Below are 18,640 nucleotides of genomic sequence, written 5' to 3' on the forward strand. Positions count from 1 at the left end.
TCATACAAAAATGGCAGATTTGAAAGCTTTTGCAGAACAATTAGTTAACTTGACAGTAAAAGAAGTTAATGAACTTGCAACTATCCTGAAAGAAGAATATGGTATTGAACCTGCTGCAGCAGCTGTTGCTGTTGCTGCCGGTCCCGCAGCCGCTGGTGCTGCCGCCGCTGAAGAGAAGACATCTTTCGACGTAGTATTGAAGAGCGCTGGCGCAGCTAAACTTCAAGTAGTTAAGGCCGTTAAGGAAGCCTGCGGTCTTGGTTTGAAGGAAGCTAAGGACCTGGTAGACGGTGCTCCTAGCGTAGTAAAAGAAGGTTTGGCTAAGGACGAAGCAGAATCATTGAAGAAAACATTGGAAGAAGCTGGAGCTGAAGTTGAACTTAAATAACATTAGCCTGTAAAACAGGTATTCGGTTAAGAGCCCTTCGTGAAAAGGGTTCTTAACCTTTTTGTGTATATATTTAAAATTCACTTCTACAAATCCATTATCAGATGCCTTCAAATACTGTAAATCAAAGAGTTAATTTCGCTTCGACTAAGAATCCGCTTGCATATCCGGATTTTCTGGAAGTACAATTGAAGTCATTCCAAGACTTTCTACAACTGGATACTCCTCCCGAGAAACGTAAGAACGAGGGATTGTATAAAGTATTTGCTGAAAACTTCCCCATTGCCGATACAAGAAACAATTTTGTGCTGGAATTCCTGGACTACTATATTGATCCGCCGCGTTATACCATCGACGAATGTATAGAGCGAGGGCTCACTTATAGTGTGCCGTTAAAGGCGAAATTGAAGCTGTATTGTACCGACCCCGATCATGAGGACTTCGATACGGTCATTCAGGATGTTTTTCTTGGACCTATCCCTTACATGACGGATAAGGCTACGTTTGTCATCAACGGTGCCGAGCGTGTCGTTGTATCCCAATTACATCGTTCGCCGGGCGTATTCTTCGGTCAGAGTGTACATGCCAATGGCACGAAGTTGTATTCGGCCCGTATCATTCCCTTCAAGGGTTCCTGGATCGAGTTTGCTACAGACATCAACAATGTCATGTATGCCTACATCGACCGTAAGAAGAAATTGCCCGTTACAACGTTGCTGAGAGCGATCGGTTTTGAGAGCGATAAGGATATTCTTGAAATCTTCAATTTGGCAGAAGACATAAAGGTGAACAAAACCAATCTGAAGAAGATTATCGGACGCAAATTGGCTGCCCGTGTTTTGAAAACCTGGATTGAGGACTTTGTAGATGAAGATACCGGTGAAGTAGTTTCCATCGAACGCAATGAAGTGGTTATCGACCGTGAAACGGTGATTGAACCGGAACATATAGAGGTCATTCTGGAAGCAGGCGTTCAGAACATCCTGATTCATAAGGAGGAACCGAACCGGTCTGACTATTCCATTATATATAATACATTGCAGAAAGACCCCAGCAATTCGGAGAAGGAAGCTGTGCTTTACATTTATCGCCAGTTGCGCAATGCGGATCCTGCAGATGATGCCAGTGCACGTGAAGTCATCAATAGCTTGTTCTTCTCTGAAAAGAGATATGACTTGGGAGATGTAGGACGTTATCGTATCAACAAGAAGTTGAACCTGACGACCGACATGGAGGTGCGTGTCCTGACGAAAGAAGATATTATTGAGATTATCAAGTATCTGATTGAATTGATCAATTCGAAGGCGGATGTAGACGATATTGACCACCTGAGTAACCGTCGTGTGCGTACTGTCGGTGAGCAGCTGGCCAATCAGTTTGCCATCGGTCTGGCCCGTATGGCCCGTACCATCCGTGAGCGTATGAACGTGCGTGACAATGAAGTGTTCACCCCGATCGACTTGATTAATGCCAAGACGATTTCTTCAGTCATCAATTCGTTCTTTGGTACCAATGCTTTGTCCCAATTCATGGATCAGACGAATCCGCTGGCTGAAATTACTCATAAGCGTCGTATGTCGGCCTTAGGCCCCGGCGGTTTGTCGCGCGAGCGTGCCGGTTTCGAGGTGCGCGACGTACACTATACCCACTACGGCCGTCTTTGTCCTATTGAGACTCCTGAAGGCCCGAACATCGGTTTGATTTCTTCTCTCTGTGTGTTCGCGAAGATCAACGACCTCGGCTTTATCGAGACGCCCTACCGCAAGGTGGCAAAGGGTAAGGTGGATCTGTCTCCTGGAGGCTTGGTTTATCTGAGTGCCGAAGAAGAGGAAGGCAAGATCATTGCCCAGGGGAACGCTCCGCTGAATGACGACGGAACCTTTATCCGGGATAAAGTAAAATCACGTCAGGATGCGGATTATCCGGTCGTTGCTCCCGGTGAAGTCGAGCTGATGGACGTTTCTCCGCAGCAGATTGCCTCTATTGCCGCTTCTTTGATTCCGTTCTTGGAACACGATGACGCCAACCGTGCGTTGATGGGTTCGAACATGATGCGTCAGGCAGTGCCTTTGCTGCGCAGCGAGGCCCCGATTGTCGGAACCGGCATTGAGCGTCAGTTGGCCCGCGACTCGCGTACACAGCTTACGGCCGAAGGAGATGGCGTTGTGGAATTTGTAGACGCTACGACCATCCGTATCCTTTATGACCGGACGAAAGATGAAGAATTTGTAAGTTTCGAACCGGCGCTGAAAGAATATTGCATCCCGAAGTGGCGCCGTACAAATCAGAATATGACCATTGACCTCCGTCCGATCTGTGTGAAAGGACAGCGTGTGACGAAGGGCCAGATCCTTACCGAAGGTTATTCGACCGAAGACGGTGAGCTGGCGTTGGGCCGGAATTTGCTGGTAGCCTACATGCCGTGGAAGGGATACAACTACGAGGACGCCATCGTGCTGAACGAGCGCGTGGTTCGGGAAGACTTGCTTACTTCTGTACATGTGGAAGAATATTCGTTGGAAGTACGCGAGACGAAGCGGGGTATGGAAGAACTGACTTCTGATATTCCGAACGTAAGTGAAGAAGCTACCAAAGACTTGGACGAGAACGGTATCGTGCGTATCGGTGCCCGTATCGAACCGGGTGACATTCTGATCGGTAAGATTACGCCGAAGGGTGAGTCCGATCCTTCTCCAGAGGAAAAACTGCTTCGTGCCATCTTCGGTGATAAGGCCGGTGATGTGAAGGACGCTTCTCTGAAGGCCTCGCCTTCATTGAAGGGAGTGGTTATCGGCAAGCGTCTGTTCTCACGTGCCATTAAGACCCGCAGCTCCAAGCTGGCCGATAAGGCCCTGCTGCTCAAGGTCGACGAGGAATTTGAAGGCAAGATCGCCGCTTTGCGCAAGATACTGATTGACAAGCTCCTGAAGTTGACCGATGGGCTGACTTCCGAAGGTGTGAAGGACTATATGGGAGCCGATGTCATTGCTAAGGGTGCCCGTTTCCGCGCTTCCGATTTTAGCGATTTGGACTTCACGTCTATCCAATTAAGCGGTTGGACTAAAGATGAACATGCCAACACGCTGATTCATACGCTGGTGATGAACTTCATCAAGAAGTACAAAGAGCTGGATGCCGAGCTGAAGCGCAGGAAGTTTGCCATTACCATTGGGGACGAACTGCCCTCCGGCATCATCCAGATGGCTAAGGTGTACATTGCCAAGAAGCGTAAGATCGGTGTCGGCGATAAGATGGCCGGACGTCACGGCAACAAGGGTATTGTTTCCCGCGTAGTGCGTCAGGAAGACATGCCGTTCTTGGCTGACGGAACTCCGGTTGATATTGTACTGAACCCGTTGGGTGTGCCTTCCCGTATGAACATCGGCCAGATATTCGAGGCTGTATTGGGAAGTGCTGGAAAGAAGCTGGGTGTCAAGTTTGCCACTCCGATTTTCGATGGAGCCACGTTGGACGACCTGAACGTATGGACCGACAAAGCCGGTTTGCCGCGTTATGGCAAGACTACGCTGTACGACGGCGGTACGGGAGAGGCGTTCGAGCAGCAGGCTACTGTGGGTGTGACCTACATGCTGAAGCTGGGACACATGGTTGAAGACAAGATGCACGCCCGTTCCATCGGCCCGTACTCACTTATTACGCAACAGCCGTTGGGTGGTAAGGCACAGTTCGGTGGACAGCGTTTCGGAGAAATGGAGGTTTGGGCGCTCGAAGCATTCGGCGCCGCACACATCCTGCAGGAAATCCTGACAATCAAGTCCGATGATGTAGTCGGACGTTCGAAGGCATACGAAGCCATCGTGAAGGGTGAGCCGATGCCTGCTCCGGGTATTCCTGAGTCGTTGAACGTACTGCTGCACGAATTGCGCGGACTCGGATTGAGCATCAATTTAGAGTAATTTTTCAATCATCCATTGTCAATTATCAATTACAATATAAAGTATGGCTTTTAGAAAAGATAATAAGATAAAGAGTAATTTCTCGAAAATCGCTATCGGTTTGGCTTCACCTGAAGATATTCTGGAGAATTCGAGCGGTGAAGTTTTAAAGCCTGAAACCATCAATTACCGCACCTACAAGCCTGAGCGTGACGGTTTGTTCTGCGAACGCATCTTCGGCCCTATCAAAGACTACGAGTGCCACTGCGGCAAGTATAAACGCATCCGCTACAAAGGCATCGTCTGCGACCGTTGCGGTGTGGAGGTGACAGAGAAGAAAGTACGTCGTGAGCGTATGGGACACATCCAGTTGGTTGTCCCTGTGGCCCATATCTGGTACTTCCGCTCCCTGCCCAACAAGATCGGCTATCTGCTGGGTCTGCCGACCAAGAAGTTGGATGCCATTATCTATTATGAGCGCTATGTGGTCATTCAGCCGGGTGTGCTGGCCGACGAAGTGTCTCAATATGACCTTCTGGAAGAAGGCGAGTATCTGGATTTGTTGGAGAAGCTCCCGAAGGACAACGAATATCTGGAAGATACCGACCCCAATAAGTTCATCGCGAAGATGGGTGCGGAGGCAATCTACGACCTGCTGGTTCGTCTGGATCTGGACGCTTTGTCCTACGAACTCCGCCATCGTGCCAACAATGATGCATCGCAGCAGCGCAAGAACGAGGCTCTGAAGCGCTTGCAGGTGGTTGAGTCGTTCCGTGCTTCGCGCGGGCGCAACAAGCCCGAATGGATGATTGTCCGTATCGTGCCGGTCATTCCGCCCGAACTGCGTCCGTTGGTTCCGTTGGACGGCGGCCGTTTCGCTACGTCCGACCTCAATGACCTTTATCGCCGTGTCATCATTCGCAACAACCGTCTGAAGAGACTGATTGAAATAAAGGCTCCCGACGTCATCCTCCGCAACGAGAAGCGCATGTTACAGGAATCCGTCGACTCCCTGTTCGACAACTCCCGCAAGTCCAGCGCTGTGAAGACCGATGCCAACCGTCCGTTGAAGTCGCTCTCCGACAGTCTGAAGGGTAAGCAGGGACGTTTCCGTCAGAACCTGTTGGGTAAGCGTGTCGACTATTCCGCCCGTTCGGTTATCGTCGTAGGTCCCGAACTGCGTATGGGCGAGTGCGGCATTCCCAAGCTGATGGCAGCCGAACTCTACAAGCCGTTCATTATCCGCAAGCTGATTGAGCGCGGCATCGTGAAGACGGTGAAGAGTGCCAAGAAGATTGTAGACCGCAAGGAACCCATTATCTGGGATATTCTGGAGCATGTGATGAAGGGTCATCCCGTCCTGCTGAACCGTGCCCCGACACTGCACCGTCTGGGCATTCAGGCCTTCCAGCCCAAGATGATCGAGGGAAAGGCCATCCAGTTGCACCCGTTGGCATGTACGGCATTCAACGCCGACTTCGACGGTGACCAGATGGCTGTCCACCTCCCGTTGAGTAACGAAGCTATTCTGGAGGCACAGTTATTGATGCTCCAGTCACACAATATTCTGAATCCGGCGAATGGCGCACCCATCACCGTGCCTGCACAGGATATGGTGCTCGGTCTGTACTACATCACCAAGCTGCGTAAGGGCGCCAAGGGCGAAGGACTGACGTTCTATGGGCCCGAAGAAGCCCTGATTGCCTACAACGAAGGCAAGTGCGACATCCACGCACCTGTCAGTGTGATTGTGGAAGATGTAGACGAGAACGGCCATATTGTCAAGAAGATGATGCATGAAACCTCTGTCGGGCGTGTCATTGTCAACCAGATTGTGCCGACCGAAGCCGGATACATCAATACCATCATCTCCAAGAAGTCGTTGCGCGACATCATCAGCCACGTTATCAAGGTGTGCGGTGTGTCCAAGGCGGCCGACTTCCTTGACGGTATCAAGAACTTAGGTTACTACATGGCCTTCAAGGGAGGACTGTCTTTCAACTTGGGCGACATCATTATCCCCGAAGAGAAGGAGGCGCTGGTAAAGAAGGGCTACGAAGAAGTGGAACAGGTGATCAACAACTACAATATGGGTATCATTACCAACAACGAGCGTTACAATCAGGTAATTGATATCTGGACACACGTCAACTCCGAATTGTCCAACATCCTGATGAAGACCATTTCATCGGATGACCAGGGCTTCAACTCCGTCTATATGATGCTGGATTCCGGCGCCCGTGGTTCGAAGGAGCAGATTCGTCAGCTCTCCGGTATGCGCGGTTTGATGGCCAAGCCGCAAAAGGCCGGTGCCGAAGGCGGTCAGATCATTGAGAACCCCATTCTTTCGAACTTTAAGGAAGGTCTGTCCGTGCTTGAGTACTTTATCTCTACGCACGGTGCCCGTAAAGGTTTGGCCGATACCGCTTTGAAGACGGCAGATGCCGGATACCTGACCCGTCGTCTGGTCGACGTGTCACACGACGTGATTATCAACGAAGAGGACTGCGGTACACTTCGCGGACTGGTTTGTACGGCTCTTAAGAACAACGACGAGACCATCGCCACGCTGTACGAGCGTATTCTGGGACGTGTATCCGTGCACGATATTGTACATCCCACAACCGGCGAACTGATTGTGTCCGGCGGTGAGGAAATCACGGAGGAAATAGCCCAGAAGATTGAAGAGTCTCCCATCGAGAGCGTCGAAATCCGTTCCGTACTCACGTGCGAATCCAAGAAGGGTGTGTGCGCCAAGTGTTATGGCCGCAACTTAGCTACCAGCCGTATGGTACAGAAAGGAGAGGCCGTCGGCGTCATTGCGGCACAGTCTATCGGTGAACCGGGTACCCAGTTGACCCTGCGTACCTTCCACGCCGGTGGTACGGCAGCCAACATCGCCGCCAACGCCAGCATCGTCGCCAAGAACGATGCCCGTCTTGAGTTCGAGGAACTCCGTACCGTCGACGTGATCGACGAAGCAGGCGAACCCGCCAAGATTGTAGTAGGCCGTCTGGCCGAGCTGCGCTTTGTCGATGTCAATACCGATATTGTGCTCTCCACCCACAACGTGCCCTACGGCTCTACGCTGTATGCGGCCGATAAGGAAGTGGTGGAGAAAGGCCGGCTTATCGCCCGTTGGGATCCCTTCAACGCAGTCATCATCACCGAAGTTGCCGGTAAGATAGTGTTCGAGAGCGTCATCGAGAACGTCACCTATAAGATAGAATCCGACGAATCGACCGGTTTGCGTGAAATCATCATCATCGAGTCCAAAGACAAGGCCAAGGTGCCTACCGCACACATCATCAGCGAGGATGGCGAACTGATTCGTACCTACAACCTCCCTGTGGGCGGCCATGTGGTCGTAGAAGACGGCCAGAAGGTGAAAGCAGGCGAAGTGATTGTAAAGATACCGCGTGCGGTCGGCAAGGCCGGCGATATTACGGGCGGTCTTCCCCGTGTGACCGAGCTGTTCGAGGCCCGCAACCCGTCCAACCCCGCCATCGTCTCCGAAATCGACGGTGAGATTACGATGGGCAAGGTGAAGCGCGGCAACCGCGAAATCGTCGTTACCGCAAAGGATGGGGAGATTAAGAAATACCTTGTTCCGCTGTCCAAGCAGATTTTGGTACAGGAGAATGACTATGTGCGTGCCGGCACTCCGTTGTCCGACGGCGCCATTACGCCTGCCGACATCTTAGCCATCAAAGGGCCTACGGCCGTTCAGGAATACATTGTCAACGAGATTCAGGACGTCTACCGCCTCCAGGGTGTGAAGATCAACGACAAGCACTTCGAGATCATTGTACGCCAGATGATGCGTAAGGTCGAAATCAACGAACCCGGCGATACCCGCTTCCTTGAGCAGCAGGTAGTCGACAAGATCGAGTTCATGGAAGAGAACGACCGCATTTGGGGCAAGAAAGTAGTGATCGATGCAGGCGATTCGGAGAACCTGCAACCGGGTCAGATTGTGACTGCCCGCAAGCTGCGCGACGAAAACTCCATACTGAAACGCCGCGACTTGAAGCCCGTACAGGTGCGCGAGGCGCTGCCAGCCACGTCTACCCAGATTCTTCAGGGTATCACGCGTGCCGCTTTGCAGACGTCGAGCTTTATGTCCGCCGCTTCGTTCCAGGAAACGACGAAGGTGCTCAATGAAGCAGCCATCAACGGCAAGGTAGACCGTCTGGAAGGTATGAAGGAGAACGTGATTTGCGGTCACCTTATTCCTGCCGGTACAGGTCAGCGTGAGTTCGAGAAAGTCATCGTGGGTTCCCAGGAAGACTATGACCGTATGCTTGCCAACAAGAGGACGGTTCTCGACTACGACGCTGAAGTTGAAGAAGAAGAAGATTGACAAGAGTAGCATAACACGTTTATTTATGTCAATTTGGGGGAGGGTGTCCGTGAGGATGTTCTCCCCTTTTTTTCGTTCCTCCACTGAGACGGCCGTCGGCCGTGCCCCCGCTTGAATAAACAAGAACCAGGCTTAATATGCAAAAAGGAGAATATAGCTAATAATGCCTTGCCATGTATTCCTGCATGGTGCCATTCTCCTCATGCTCGTAATTCCCGTATGCACCTTTGATTTTGTTTTTATGCCTGTAAAGGCCCTTTCCGGTGCGCTGTTCGTATTTGGCAAGTGTAATTGCGGATTATTAATTTAAAATACTTGGCAGGGTACAAACAACTATAAAAAATGTCTTTATAAGTTGTTTGGCGGATTGAAGTAATTGTGATAATTTTGTTGACGAATTTAGTCGACAACTCCCTTTGTATGAAATTTGCCAATAAGCTAAAGAGTTTAAGAGAGGCTAATAAGTTTACGCAAAGGCAAATAGCTTTTATGTTGGGTATAGATGTTCCGCTACTTTACAAAGAAGATAATGCAAAAGAAGTGATTGGCATGGTTGCAGAAGATATTATTGAGTATGGTTCAAAAACGATTATGAAGGAGATTAATAATGAATAATACTCTTACAGAAATAAAGAAAACAGGGGCTACATTTACTCCAAAGGGATTGGCGAATTATTTGGCACAAAAGATATGTTCTACAGTTGATACTTCTCTATCATCACTTACTGTATTAGACCCCGCATGCGGTGACGGTTCGTTGTTATCTGCAATATATGAATTGGAGGGAAATAGGATAGTCTCTTTAATTGGATATGATACCAATGAACAGTATTTACAGGAAGCGAACTCTGTAATGCAATGTTTAGATTCGGAGGAAAAATGCGATTTTATATACAAGGATTTTTTAACGATATGCCCTAATGTCGCAAATCTTTATACAAACAATTTACGTAGAGAATTTGCTGATATTGTAATTGCAAATCCACCCTATGTAAGAACGCAGACATTAGGGGCTGTAAAAGCAAAACAATTAGCACGTGATTTTAATCTTACAGGGCGTATTGATTTATATTATCCTTTTTTAATGGCAATGACAAATGCCCTTAGAAAAGGTGGAATACTTGGTGTTATTACTTCAAACCGTTATATCAGTACAAAAAGCGGCAGCGATATAAGGAAATTCCTTTTGGATAATTATGACGTGATTGAAATAATAGATCTGGGTGATACAAAACTATTTGATGCAGCCGTATTGCCAGCTATTTTTATTGGAAGAAAAAAAGAAGGCAGAAACTCTACATCAACGGTTGGGAAATATATAAGCATCTATGAGGCCGATAAGGATGATAAAAGTGAAGTTGTGTGTTCTTTGAAAGATATTTATGATGTTCTAAAGTCAGAACGTCCTGGTAGCTATATGGTTAATAAACAAAAATACCTTCTTAAAGTTGGATTACTTAAGCATCCTTCTGATAAAACGGAAATTTGGCAGATGTCTAATGAGAAAGAAAATAAATGGATTGATACCATTCATGCACATACCGCATTTAGAATAAAAGATAAATTCAAAGTTCGAGTTGGTATAAAATCTTGTGCTGATAATGTATTCATATCTCAACTATGGGACAAAGAAGGGTATAAAATAGAGAAAGATCTTCTCCATCCTATGATTTCACAAGAGAACATTGAAGCATGGACGATTGACAAGGATTCAATGCTGGACATCTTATATCCCCATTATTCAAAGGACGGGAAACGTCAAGTGTATGAAATTGATAAGTACCCTTCTGCTTTGCGCTATCTTCAAGCGCATCAAAAGCAGTTAGAGGAAAGGACGTATTTAATGGAAGCAGGACGTAGATGGTACGAATATTGGGTCCCTCAAAATCCTACTTTTTGGAAATTGCCGAAAGTCGTTTTCCCGGATATTAGTGTACACCCTCGTTTTTGCTATGATGAAAGCGGAGCTATTGTAAATGGCAACTGCTATTGGATGTGTGCACAAAATGAGGAAGAAAAATTTCTGTTATTGCTAATTGAGGGAATAAGCAATTCTAATGTAATGGTTAAATATCACGATTTGTGTTTTAACAACAAACTGTATTCAGGGCGCAGGCGTTATCTTGCTCAGTATATTGAACAATATCCTATACCCTCTCCAGAGTTGGATTCTTCAAAACAGATTGTATCGCTTGTCAAGAAATTAAATAGCAACTCAGATATAAATAAGAAAAAATCACTTATATCTGAGATTGATAGATTAGTGAAAATATCTTTTGGTATTACGGATTGCTAGGATACGCTGGATTGAAAACCGACTTACCACTGAATGAATCAAAAAAGTTCATTGGAATTGAACGTTGGCACTTATAGCTTGTACCATTGACAAAAGTAAAATGCTCACCGAGTTTTTTCCCCGGACACAGAATGAGACCTTCTATGATTCCACTTTTGCTCGTAAGAGCAATTAAGTATCGAACATCTTCTGTTGTTATGTTAAGATTGGTATCTATTATAACAGGATTGCTTGGAGAGTACTTGCCCAAATCGACAGTTGGAGAATCTTGAACTTTTATCTCTAACAGTTGATTGGGTATATCTGGGTAACCGCCAACCAATGTGTCATCGACGTGATAGCCAAGAAGAGAGGCTACAAGGCGTTCTAATTCTTGTCCGCGTGTCTTTATATCTGCGTTCTTTAGTTTTCTGCCAAGCAAAGAACCGATAACTTTGTCTTTTATCATGCGAAGGGGTAATAACTTGCCTGTCTGTGGAGAAGCAGAAATACGATCAGTTATCGTAAGAGAGTTAGCCTGAGTATGGGAAGACATGTTTTCGGCATCATCATAGAATAAACATTTTGAATCTTGCCTTGTAATCTCTTTTCTTTTTGTATCTATGATGATAAGTTGATATTTCATAGTGGGAACTCCAAAAGAACCAAACTTATCAACTATATATTGAGGAGTCGTTATAACGATCGTTTTTATTTGTTTTTTATTGGTATCTATTTGAACCAAAATCAGCCTAATATCATTGCATGTTATTGCTGCATTGTCCTTTTTATATTTAACCAATACATTGAAGGTATTAGGAAATCTATTCCAAACTTGCAAATTGTAGCTATTCCCGGTTGTGACAATATACGAATCGGCTAAGCATGCTAATAATTTAGGCACACCTTTCTTCTTCAATGGAATGATTTCAAAATCAACTGGGTCTGCAGTTTTTATTGAGCCATCATTCAATAGCGTTGCTATAATTTTACGCAATGTTGAACCATTTGTACGCGGATTCCCGGTTAAATAAAATGTTTTTCCTATTAAAGGATACAATTTGTCTGCAAGTTCTTGACCTGATAGAACTGCTGAAATGTTTTCAGGGGGAAAAGCTAAGTTACTCATCTACCACTACTTTTATAATTTTATAGAAAGTAAAAACTCTTTCTTTGGAGAAAAGGGCGTGGTAGAGGTTGATACCAAGGCTTAGCACAGCCCACATCAGACAACAACCAAACTGCCCACGCCCAGATATATAAGAGCGTAGTCACCTATCGCCTTGACTGTACTGATGTGTTTATAAAGTGCTAATTCCGGTATCTCAGCCGAGTGTCAAGGATGTCTTTTACGCATTAACTAACTGTTTCTTCCAAATATATTCTTATATTAGTTATGTGCAAATAGCTTCGCAAAGTTACATAAACAAGTCCGAACACACAAGGAAAGTCCTAAATAACTAAAATTCAATGCAAGCATTATTTCGTAGTCTCCATGCCTCCGCATGAATAGGCATGCCCCCGGATATACAAAAAAGATTTTTAGCTTTTTTTAATACGCATAGTCGCGTATCACACATGCAAGGTTACTATCTTTGAAGTGATTTTTCAAACAATAAGTTTTAACGACGACTTTCTATGAAGAGACATCTTGGCTATATCCTGTCGATGGCATTGCTGCTATCTGCATGTGGAGATGATGAAGAAATATCCCCTGAGATTCCTGAGATCCCCGACGTTCCCGATACGGGAATTTATCTTCAGGGCAACGGCACCGGTGCATCGCCTTTCCTTGTAACATCGCTGGAGGAGCTTGTCGCGATGCGCGATGCGGTCAACGCACCCGGGCGGTGCATACGTCCCGCCGACGGAGGCGACTCGGTTCTGGCGAGCAAGGCGAATTACCTTCTCACTGCCGACATAAACCTGGCCTCCCACTACACCGGCGGGGTAACAGGCTGGGTACCTATCGGTTATAACGAAGCCGACGCCCTTCAGTCTTTTTCAGGCGTCTTCGACGGGGGAGGCCATGTCGTTTCCCATCTTCTCATAAGCAATGACGCGGACTGCCAGGGCTTTTTCGGCCGCGTGACGGGAGGCGCCATCGTCAGCCTGAACCTGACCGATGCCAGCGTAAAGGCCCGTTCCGGCGCGGGAATCGTTGCGGGACAGGTCGAGAATGCCTCGATTGACAGCTGCACCGTCGAGGGACGTGTGGAAGCCCTGGCCGATTGTGCCGGCATGATTGCGGGACGCACCGGGGCGGCCGGTAAAGAAACTTCCATTATGAACTGCACGGCGCAGGAAGGGAGTGAAGTCCTTGCCGACGGATCCTATGTCGGCGGCATCGTGGGCCTTTTGGCTCCTGTGGATGCGGAGGCTGTCGGACGGGTCTATAACTGCCTGAACGCAGGAAAAGTGTCGGGCGGGACATACGCCGGCGGCATAGCCGGAAGCGTGGGCGAGTATGCCTCCGTGACCAACTGCTGCAACACGGGTGACGTGACAGCCGCCAAGACTTCGCAGGCGGAATAACCTCCGAGTGCCGGGGAGATACCACGATGACCGGTCATTCTTCCCTCTATAATTGCGTGAACACGGGCCGTGTGAGCGTAGGATCCGGGGCGGGCACTCATGTGGGAGCGGTGTGCGGCAGCCTGTGGACAACCATAGGCCAGTGCTATTGGCTCGACGACGGAGGCAGCGTGAATACCGCTGTCGGAGAGCGGGAGGGAGTGACGGTCTGTGTGTTCGGGTTGGATGCCGACGGAATGGCAAACTATCCTACCGGCAGAATACTCTATTCGGGCAGCACCAAACGGAGTTATGACAGTGTGATCAATGCCCTTAACGCATGTGCGGCCGAGCACTCGCCGGGCACCGATGCCTTTTATTGCGGCTGGAAGGAGAACAAGGACGAGAACGACTTCCCTGTCCTGACGCACGACCGCGCCGAAAGCCCCGCAGGAGATACAGGCTCCTTCGACCCCAACTTCAACACCTGGGGCGATTGATAAGAAATGAACTTGCACCCCTTGTCATCCTGAACGCAGTGAAGGATCTCTTTCTCATGTACAGAGATGCTTCACTCCGTCCGGCATGACAAACGTTCGGCATGACAGATAAACCGAATAACATAACCTAAAAAACAACAATATGGTAAAACAAATTTTTACGGCTGCATGGGTGGGGATGCTGTCCCTTGCCTTTACGGGATGTTCGGAGAATGAAAACATCCTGCAGCCAACCGATACAGGAACCGGGCGCAGTACGCTGCGGGTATCGACCGCTGCTCCCTCCACGCGCACGATGGTCGACGAGCATTACAACGTAGTGTGGACTATGTTCGATTCTTTCTATGCCTGGGGTAACGGCCGCGAGGCGTTGTACACGCTCATTGACGGTGCGGGCACGAACGAAGGCCTTTTCGAGGGTTACTCCGTAGGAGGTGACGACGATCAGTCGCTATTGACCTACGCCGTCTTTCCCGCCAATATGTGGATGGACTACATGACCTACACTTTCGAGGATACTTACCGCTATGGGTGGCCGACAAATCCTCCCATGTGGGGCCGGCTCAACCCATCCGAAGAGGTCACCCTCTTCCACATGCTGAGCGGACTTTGCCGCTTCACGATTGAGAATGTGCCGGTCGAAGGCGAAAAGACCGTCACGCTCAGGGCGCGCAACGGCGACCTGATAGCCGGCGATGCCTCCTTCGTCGAGACCAACGGCGGGATAACGCTAAGCCGCATAACCGAAGGCAGCGACAGAGTGACCGTCATCGTGCCGGACGGCCAGCCGGAGGACGGCACCCTGAAGATAGATATTCCCGTGCCCACCGGTGTCTACTCGAAAGGCTTCGAGCTTAGCCTCTCGACGGCAGGAGGCGAGATGACCCGATTGGGCGCAAGCGATGACGACGACCCCGCCACCATCAATACGCAGGGCGATTTCGAGGTCGAGGACGGAGGTATCGAGGTTATGGCGCCCTTGTCCTATTCCTCTACGGAGGGTGGTCAGGACAATGGCACTGTCGAGGTTGAAACGATTGATGAAGCCATTGCGGCAATCAAGGGCGGGGCTGCCGATGTCCGTTTGAAAAGCCTTGACCTTACATATTCGCAAACAATCCGAATTCCGGCTCTTGCGCGTGACGTGCATTTGAGCATAGGGGAAACAAAAGGTTCCAGCCCCATTTTTCTGACGGATGAATCCTCCGCTCAGTCCCCCTATACTTTCTCGTTCTCTATGCCGGTAAAAGCTCAGACACGTGGCTTTATTATACCGCCGCCGTCTGTGGATGTCGCCAATAGGCGGAATCTTCAGATAAAATCTTTTCATGGTGCGAAGCTTATCCTTGATGGAGGCTACTATAGTTTTGTTACCTTCAATGTTGACTCGGAAATTGAATTTGGTTCGTGGACGGAAACCAGTGATGTTAAACAAACCAACGGTAACATGCGACTGAGGAACGGTGCGAAAGTGAACTCCATCATCCGATTTGAAACATCTGGAACCCTCTACGTTGAGAGCGGCATGGCGTGTCCGAGAGTAAGCGGCAATGTAGATGTTGAATATTATTAGTCCGTCAGGAGACGGAAATACGGCCCGTTGTTGGGACGTGTCACGACGTTGCGATATTGTGTTTGTTAAACAATGGGTGTGAATACATGCGTTGTGTATTCCGGGGGAGCGTGTCTGTGAGGACATTCTCCCTTTTTCTTTTATGGCCCTCTGCCTAAACATCCCCGCAGGGAAGTCGCGGCTTGCCCTTCGGGGCATGCTTCCCTTGTTCGGGCGGTTCGTCGGTATGGCGGGGCGGGGATGCAGGCATCCTGTCTCCCTGCGGCTGCGTCCGGCTTTCCCGTCTCACGGTTCCGTCCCGTCGTCTGCCAGAGCTTGGATGGATGGTGGCAACGGAGCTACGCTCATGGCGATGCGCATCCTTGAGTCCGTCAGGCGGCGGTATTCTTCCTCCCTTTCTTCGCCCTTATATTCGATTCGGCATAGCGTGATGAGTATGCTGTAGATGCGATCTACGGTTTCGAGCGCCAGCGAACCGTCTGGATGTTTCGGATTCAGTTTGGCTACCGTGCGCCCGTTCATGGCTATCGTGTGGGCAAATTGGCGGTCGGAAGTGAGGTGCCATCTTCTGCGGATAACGTCCAGTTCGTGAGCCGCTGTGTCTATCCACGGATTGGACTTCTTTTTTATTGCGTCCATATCCAGAAAAAAATGAAAGCTCCCTACAACCGGCTGTATGGCTAAAAGTAGTTAAACAAGCCGAACGGAACTTAATTATGCTGCACCCATGCGTGCGGCACGCTTTATCCGTCGATGACTATCTTCGCCGAAAAAACATGGAAAGATCGCATGCCCAAATATCATGAATCGAAACCGAATAAACAAGTAAACCTTGAAAATTATGTCAGCGAAAAGTGAAAACACATTCCGGCCCTCGCGTTTTGCCTCCCTGCGCGACACCGTGCCCGTACCCGCTACGTGGGACGGGTTGGTGGAAGAAATTCGTGGAGGAAACCATCTCACCGTCACCCGCCTGTACCGCGAGACCTGTGCCCGCCTGGCTGCCGCCGAAGCTGCGGGCGACACCGCCGCCGTCGAAGAACTGAAGTATCGCAGGACTTCCCTGAAGGTCTCGCAGGCGGCCTTTGTCTGTTCCGTCCTCCTGGAGGGAGGGCGCAGCCGGAAGCATGTCCGGGGCTACTCCGACTGCGTGATGGTGGATATAGACGACCTGAAAGACCGAAGCCCCGCCGAACTGGCCGGCCAGGTGAAAGCCGACCCGCATACGTTTCTCGCCTACATCACCCTTTCGGGGTGCGGACTGCGGGTGGTGGCGCGTGTGCAGCCTGCCCCGAAGGATGCCCGCACGTTTGCCCGTGCCTGGCAGACGGTGAACGGCTACTACGCCCGCCTGTTGGGTGTGACGGTCGACGAACAGTGCAAGAACGCCACCCGCATGTCCGTTCTCTGCCACGACCCCGACGTCTGCTACCGTCCTGAGGCCGAATCGCTGGCGGTGAAGCCGGAGGCTCCCCGGCACTCCCGTGCCTCGCGGGGACGTCCCGTGCGGGCCGCGAGTGCCGCCGCCACCGTGCGCCGCTTGGTGGAGAATGACGGCATCGACTACGCTCCCGGCAGCCATAATGCCTACATCAGCCGCTGCCTCTACTGGATGAACCGTTTCGGGGTCGACCGCGACGATGCCGAGGCGTGGGCTCTCGGCGAGTTTGCCGATTACGATGCCGCCGAACATTCCGTAACGGCCACCGTGCGCAGCTGCTATGCCCAGACCGACGAGCATGCCACCTGCCGCATTTCGCATTACCTGCGGGTGCGGAACGCTGCCGGCAGTCCGGGCGGCACACGCGCCTCCCGTGCGTCGGTAGAGCAGATGGAGACCTTCATCGGCCACTGGTGCCGCCTGCGCCGCAATCTCCTGATCCACCAGTTGGAGGTGTGTCTCAGCGAAGGCACGGGCGGGGAGGAGCCTTGCTGGCAGCCGATGACCGACGCGCTGGAGAACTCCCTGTGGCGGGCCATGCAGCACGAGGGGTTGGATGTCGACCTCTTCCGCCTGCGTACCCTGTTGCAGAGCGACTTCGTGCCTTCCTATCATCCCTTGCGCCGCTACCTGGACGCGCTGCCACCCTGGGACGGCGTGACCGACCACATCGGCCGCCTGGCCCGGATGGTGGTATGCCGTGAGACGTCGGCTGCCGAGTTCGACTACTACTTCCGCCGCTGGTTGGTGGGGCTGCTGGCCGCCGCGCTCGACGACCGGGTGGTGAACCACGAAATCCTCGTCCTCCTCGGCCCGCAGGGGTCGTTCAAAAGCTCCTTTTTGGAGAACCTGCTGCCGCCCCGGCTGCGCCGCTACTACACCACGAAGACCAACTCGCAGCGCCTGACCAAAGACGACCTCTTCACCATCACCGAGAACCTGTTGGTGAACTTCGAGGAGATAGACTCCATGCAGCGGCCCGAACTGAACCAGCTGAAGGCCATGACCACCATGCTCTACATCAACGAGCGGCCGGCCTACGGGCGCAACAAGGTGCGGCGGCCCCATGTGGCTTCGTTCTGCGCTACGGGCAACAACCTGCAATTCCTGACCGACGACACCGGCAACCGCCGCTGGCTGCCCTTCGAGGTGGATCACATCGAAAATCCCTGGACGACCCCCATCGACTACGAAGGCGTCTATGCCCAGGCCAAGACCCTGCTCGACGACGGCTTCCGCTACTGGTTCCAGGGCGGCGAGGTGGAGGCGCTCAACTGCCGCAACCGCCGCTTCGAGGCGCCCAATCCCGCCCGCGAGCTGATTCTCGCCCACTACCGCCGTCCGTTGCCGACGGAGAAGGGCTGCTACGTGACAGTCTCGCAGATCTGCGCCCGTTTCGGGTCGATGCGGCTCAATCCCGTGCACGTGAACCATGCACTGACGGAAATGGGGTTCGAGCATGCCCGCACCCGCTATGGACGTATCTGGATATTGGTCAACCGGAGCGTCGACGAGATGAACAGTGTGCTTCCCGAACCGCCTTCCGAAGGCCCAAAATAGTCCTGTCAACAAAATCGCCTGATTATCAATGGATATTGTTGACAGGACTGAGTCTTTGGTAAACATTTCCGTGAAAAAACAAAAAATACCTTGCCTTTAAAGGCAGCCTATTTTTTGTTTTATTCCATAA

Annotated in this window: 11 protein-coding genes; 9 read left to right on the plus strand and 2 right to left on the minus strand. The window is 50.4% G+C overall.

Annotation, left to right across the window (positions count from 1 at the left end):
- Positions 1-10: 10 nt before the first annotated feature.
- From rplL to Q0Z70_RS10500, 5 genes are all read left to right on the plus strand, one after another.
- Entirely contained in the window at positions 11-388 is a 378-nt protein-coding gene (gene rplL, locus Q0Z70_RS10480) for a 50S ribosomal protein L7/L12 (RefSeq protein ID WP_298074324.1), read from the plus strand.
- A 104-nt stretch (positions 389-492) separates the two neighbouring features.
- On the plus strand, positions 493-4,305 hold the full coding sequence (rpoB, locus tag Q0Z70_RS10485) for a DNA-directed RNA polymerase subunit beta (RefSeq protein WP_298074306.1): 3,813 nt from the start codon (positions 493-495) through the stop codon (positions 4,303-4,305).
- A gap of 43 nt (positions 4,306-4,348) precedes the next feature.
- Positions 4,349-8,647 (plus strand): DNA-directed RNA polymerase subunit beta', encoded by a 4,299-nt coding sequence (rpoC, locus tag Q0Z70_RS10490; protein WP_298074307.1) that lies wholly within the window; start codon positions 4,349-4,351, stop codon positions 8,645-8,647.
- Between the two features lie 420 nt (positions 8,648-9,067).
- On the plus strand, positions 9,068-9,262 hold the full coding sequence (locus tag Q0Z70_RS10495) for a hypothetical protein (protein WP_298074310.1): 195 nt from the start codon (positions 9,068-9,070) through the stop codon (positions 9,260-9,262).
- A complete protein-coding gene (locus Q0Z70_RS10500) occupies positions 9,255-10,943 on the plus strand; it encodes an N-6 DNA methylase (RefSeq protein ID WP_298074312.1) in 1,689 nt (562 codons plus the stop codon). Before Q0Z70_RS10495 ends, Q0Z70_RS10500 begins: the two co-directional genes overlap by 8 nt.
- On the opposite strand, the gene Q0Z70_RS10505 is transcribed toward Q0Z70_RS10500, so the two are convergent.
- Positions 10,930-12,051: a hypothetical protein gene (locus tag Q0Z70_RS10505; protein WP_298074314.1), complete on the minus strand. Its 1,122-nt coding sequence runs from the start codon at positions 12,049-12,051 to the stop codon at positions 10,930-10,932. The genes Q0Z70_RS10500 and Q0Z70_RS10505 overlap by 14 nt on opposite strands.
- Before the next feature lie 509 nt (positions 12,052-12,560).
- Here Q0Z70_RS10505 and Q0Z70_RS10510 point away from each other — a divergent pair.
- The 3 genes from Q0Z70_RS10510 (at position 12,561) to Q0Z70_RS10520 (ending at position 15,509) form a co-directional block, all read left to right on the plus strand.
- Entirely contained in the window at positions 12,561-13,457 is an 897-nt protein-coding gene (locus tag Q0Z70_RS10510; RefSeq protein ID WP_298074315.1) for a hypothetical protein, read from the plus strand.
- 26 nt (positions 13,458-13,483) lie between these two features.
- Positions 13,484-13,936, plus strand: a complete 453-nt coding sequence (locus tag Q0Z70_RS10515; RefSeq protein WP_298074317.1) for a hypothetical protein — start codon at positions 13,484-13,486, stop codon at positions 13,934-13,936.
- Between the two features lie 142 nt (positions 13,937-14,078).
- Positions 14,079-15,509: a hypothetical protein gene (locus Q0Z70_RS10520; RefSeq protein ID WP_298074318.1), complete on the plus strand. Its 1,431-nt coding sequence runs from the start codon at positions 14,079-14,081 to the stop codon at positions 15,507-15,509.
- A 285-nt stretch (positions 15,510-15,794) separates the two neighbouring features.
- On the opposite strand, the gene Q0Z70_RS10525 is transcribed toward Q0Z70_RS10520, so the two are convergent.
- Entirely contained in the window at positions 15,795-16,148 is a 354-nt protein-coding gene (locus tag Q0Z70_RS10525; RefSeq protein WP_298074320.1) for a hypothetical protein, read from the minus strand.
- A 202-nt stretch (positions 16,149-16,350) separates the two neighbouring features.
- Between Q0Z70_RS10525 and Q0Z70_RS10530 the strand changes: the two genes are divergently transcribed.
- Entirely contained in the window at positions 16,351-18,510 is a 2,160-nt protein-coding gene (locus Q0Z70_RS10530) for a VapE domain-containing protein (protein ID WP_298074322.1), read from the plus strand.
- The last annotated feature ends 130 nt before the right edge of the window (positions 18,511-18,640 follow it).

Origin of the sequence: uncultured Bacteroides sp. (genome assembly GCF_947632445.1) — a bacterium.
Classification (GTDB): domain Bacteria; phylum Bacteroidota; class Bacteroidia; order Bacteroidales; family Bacteroidaceae; genus Bacteroides.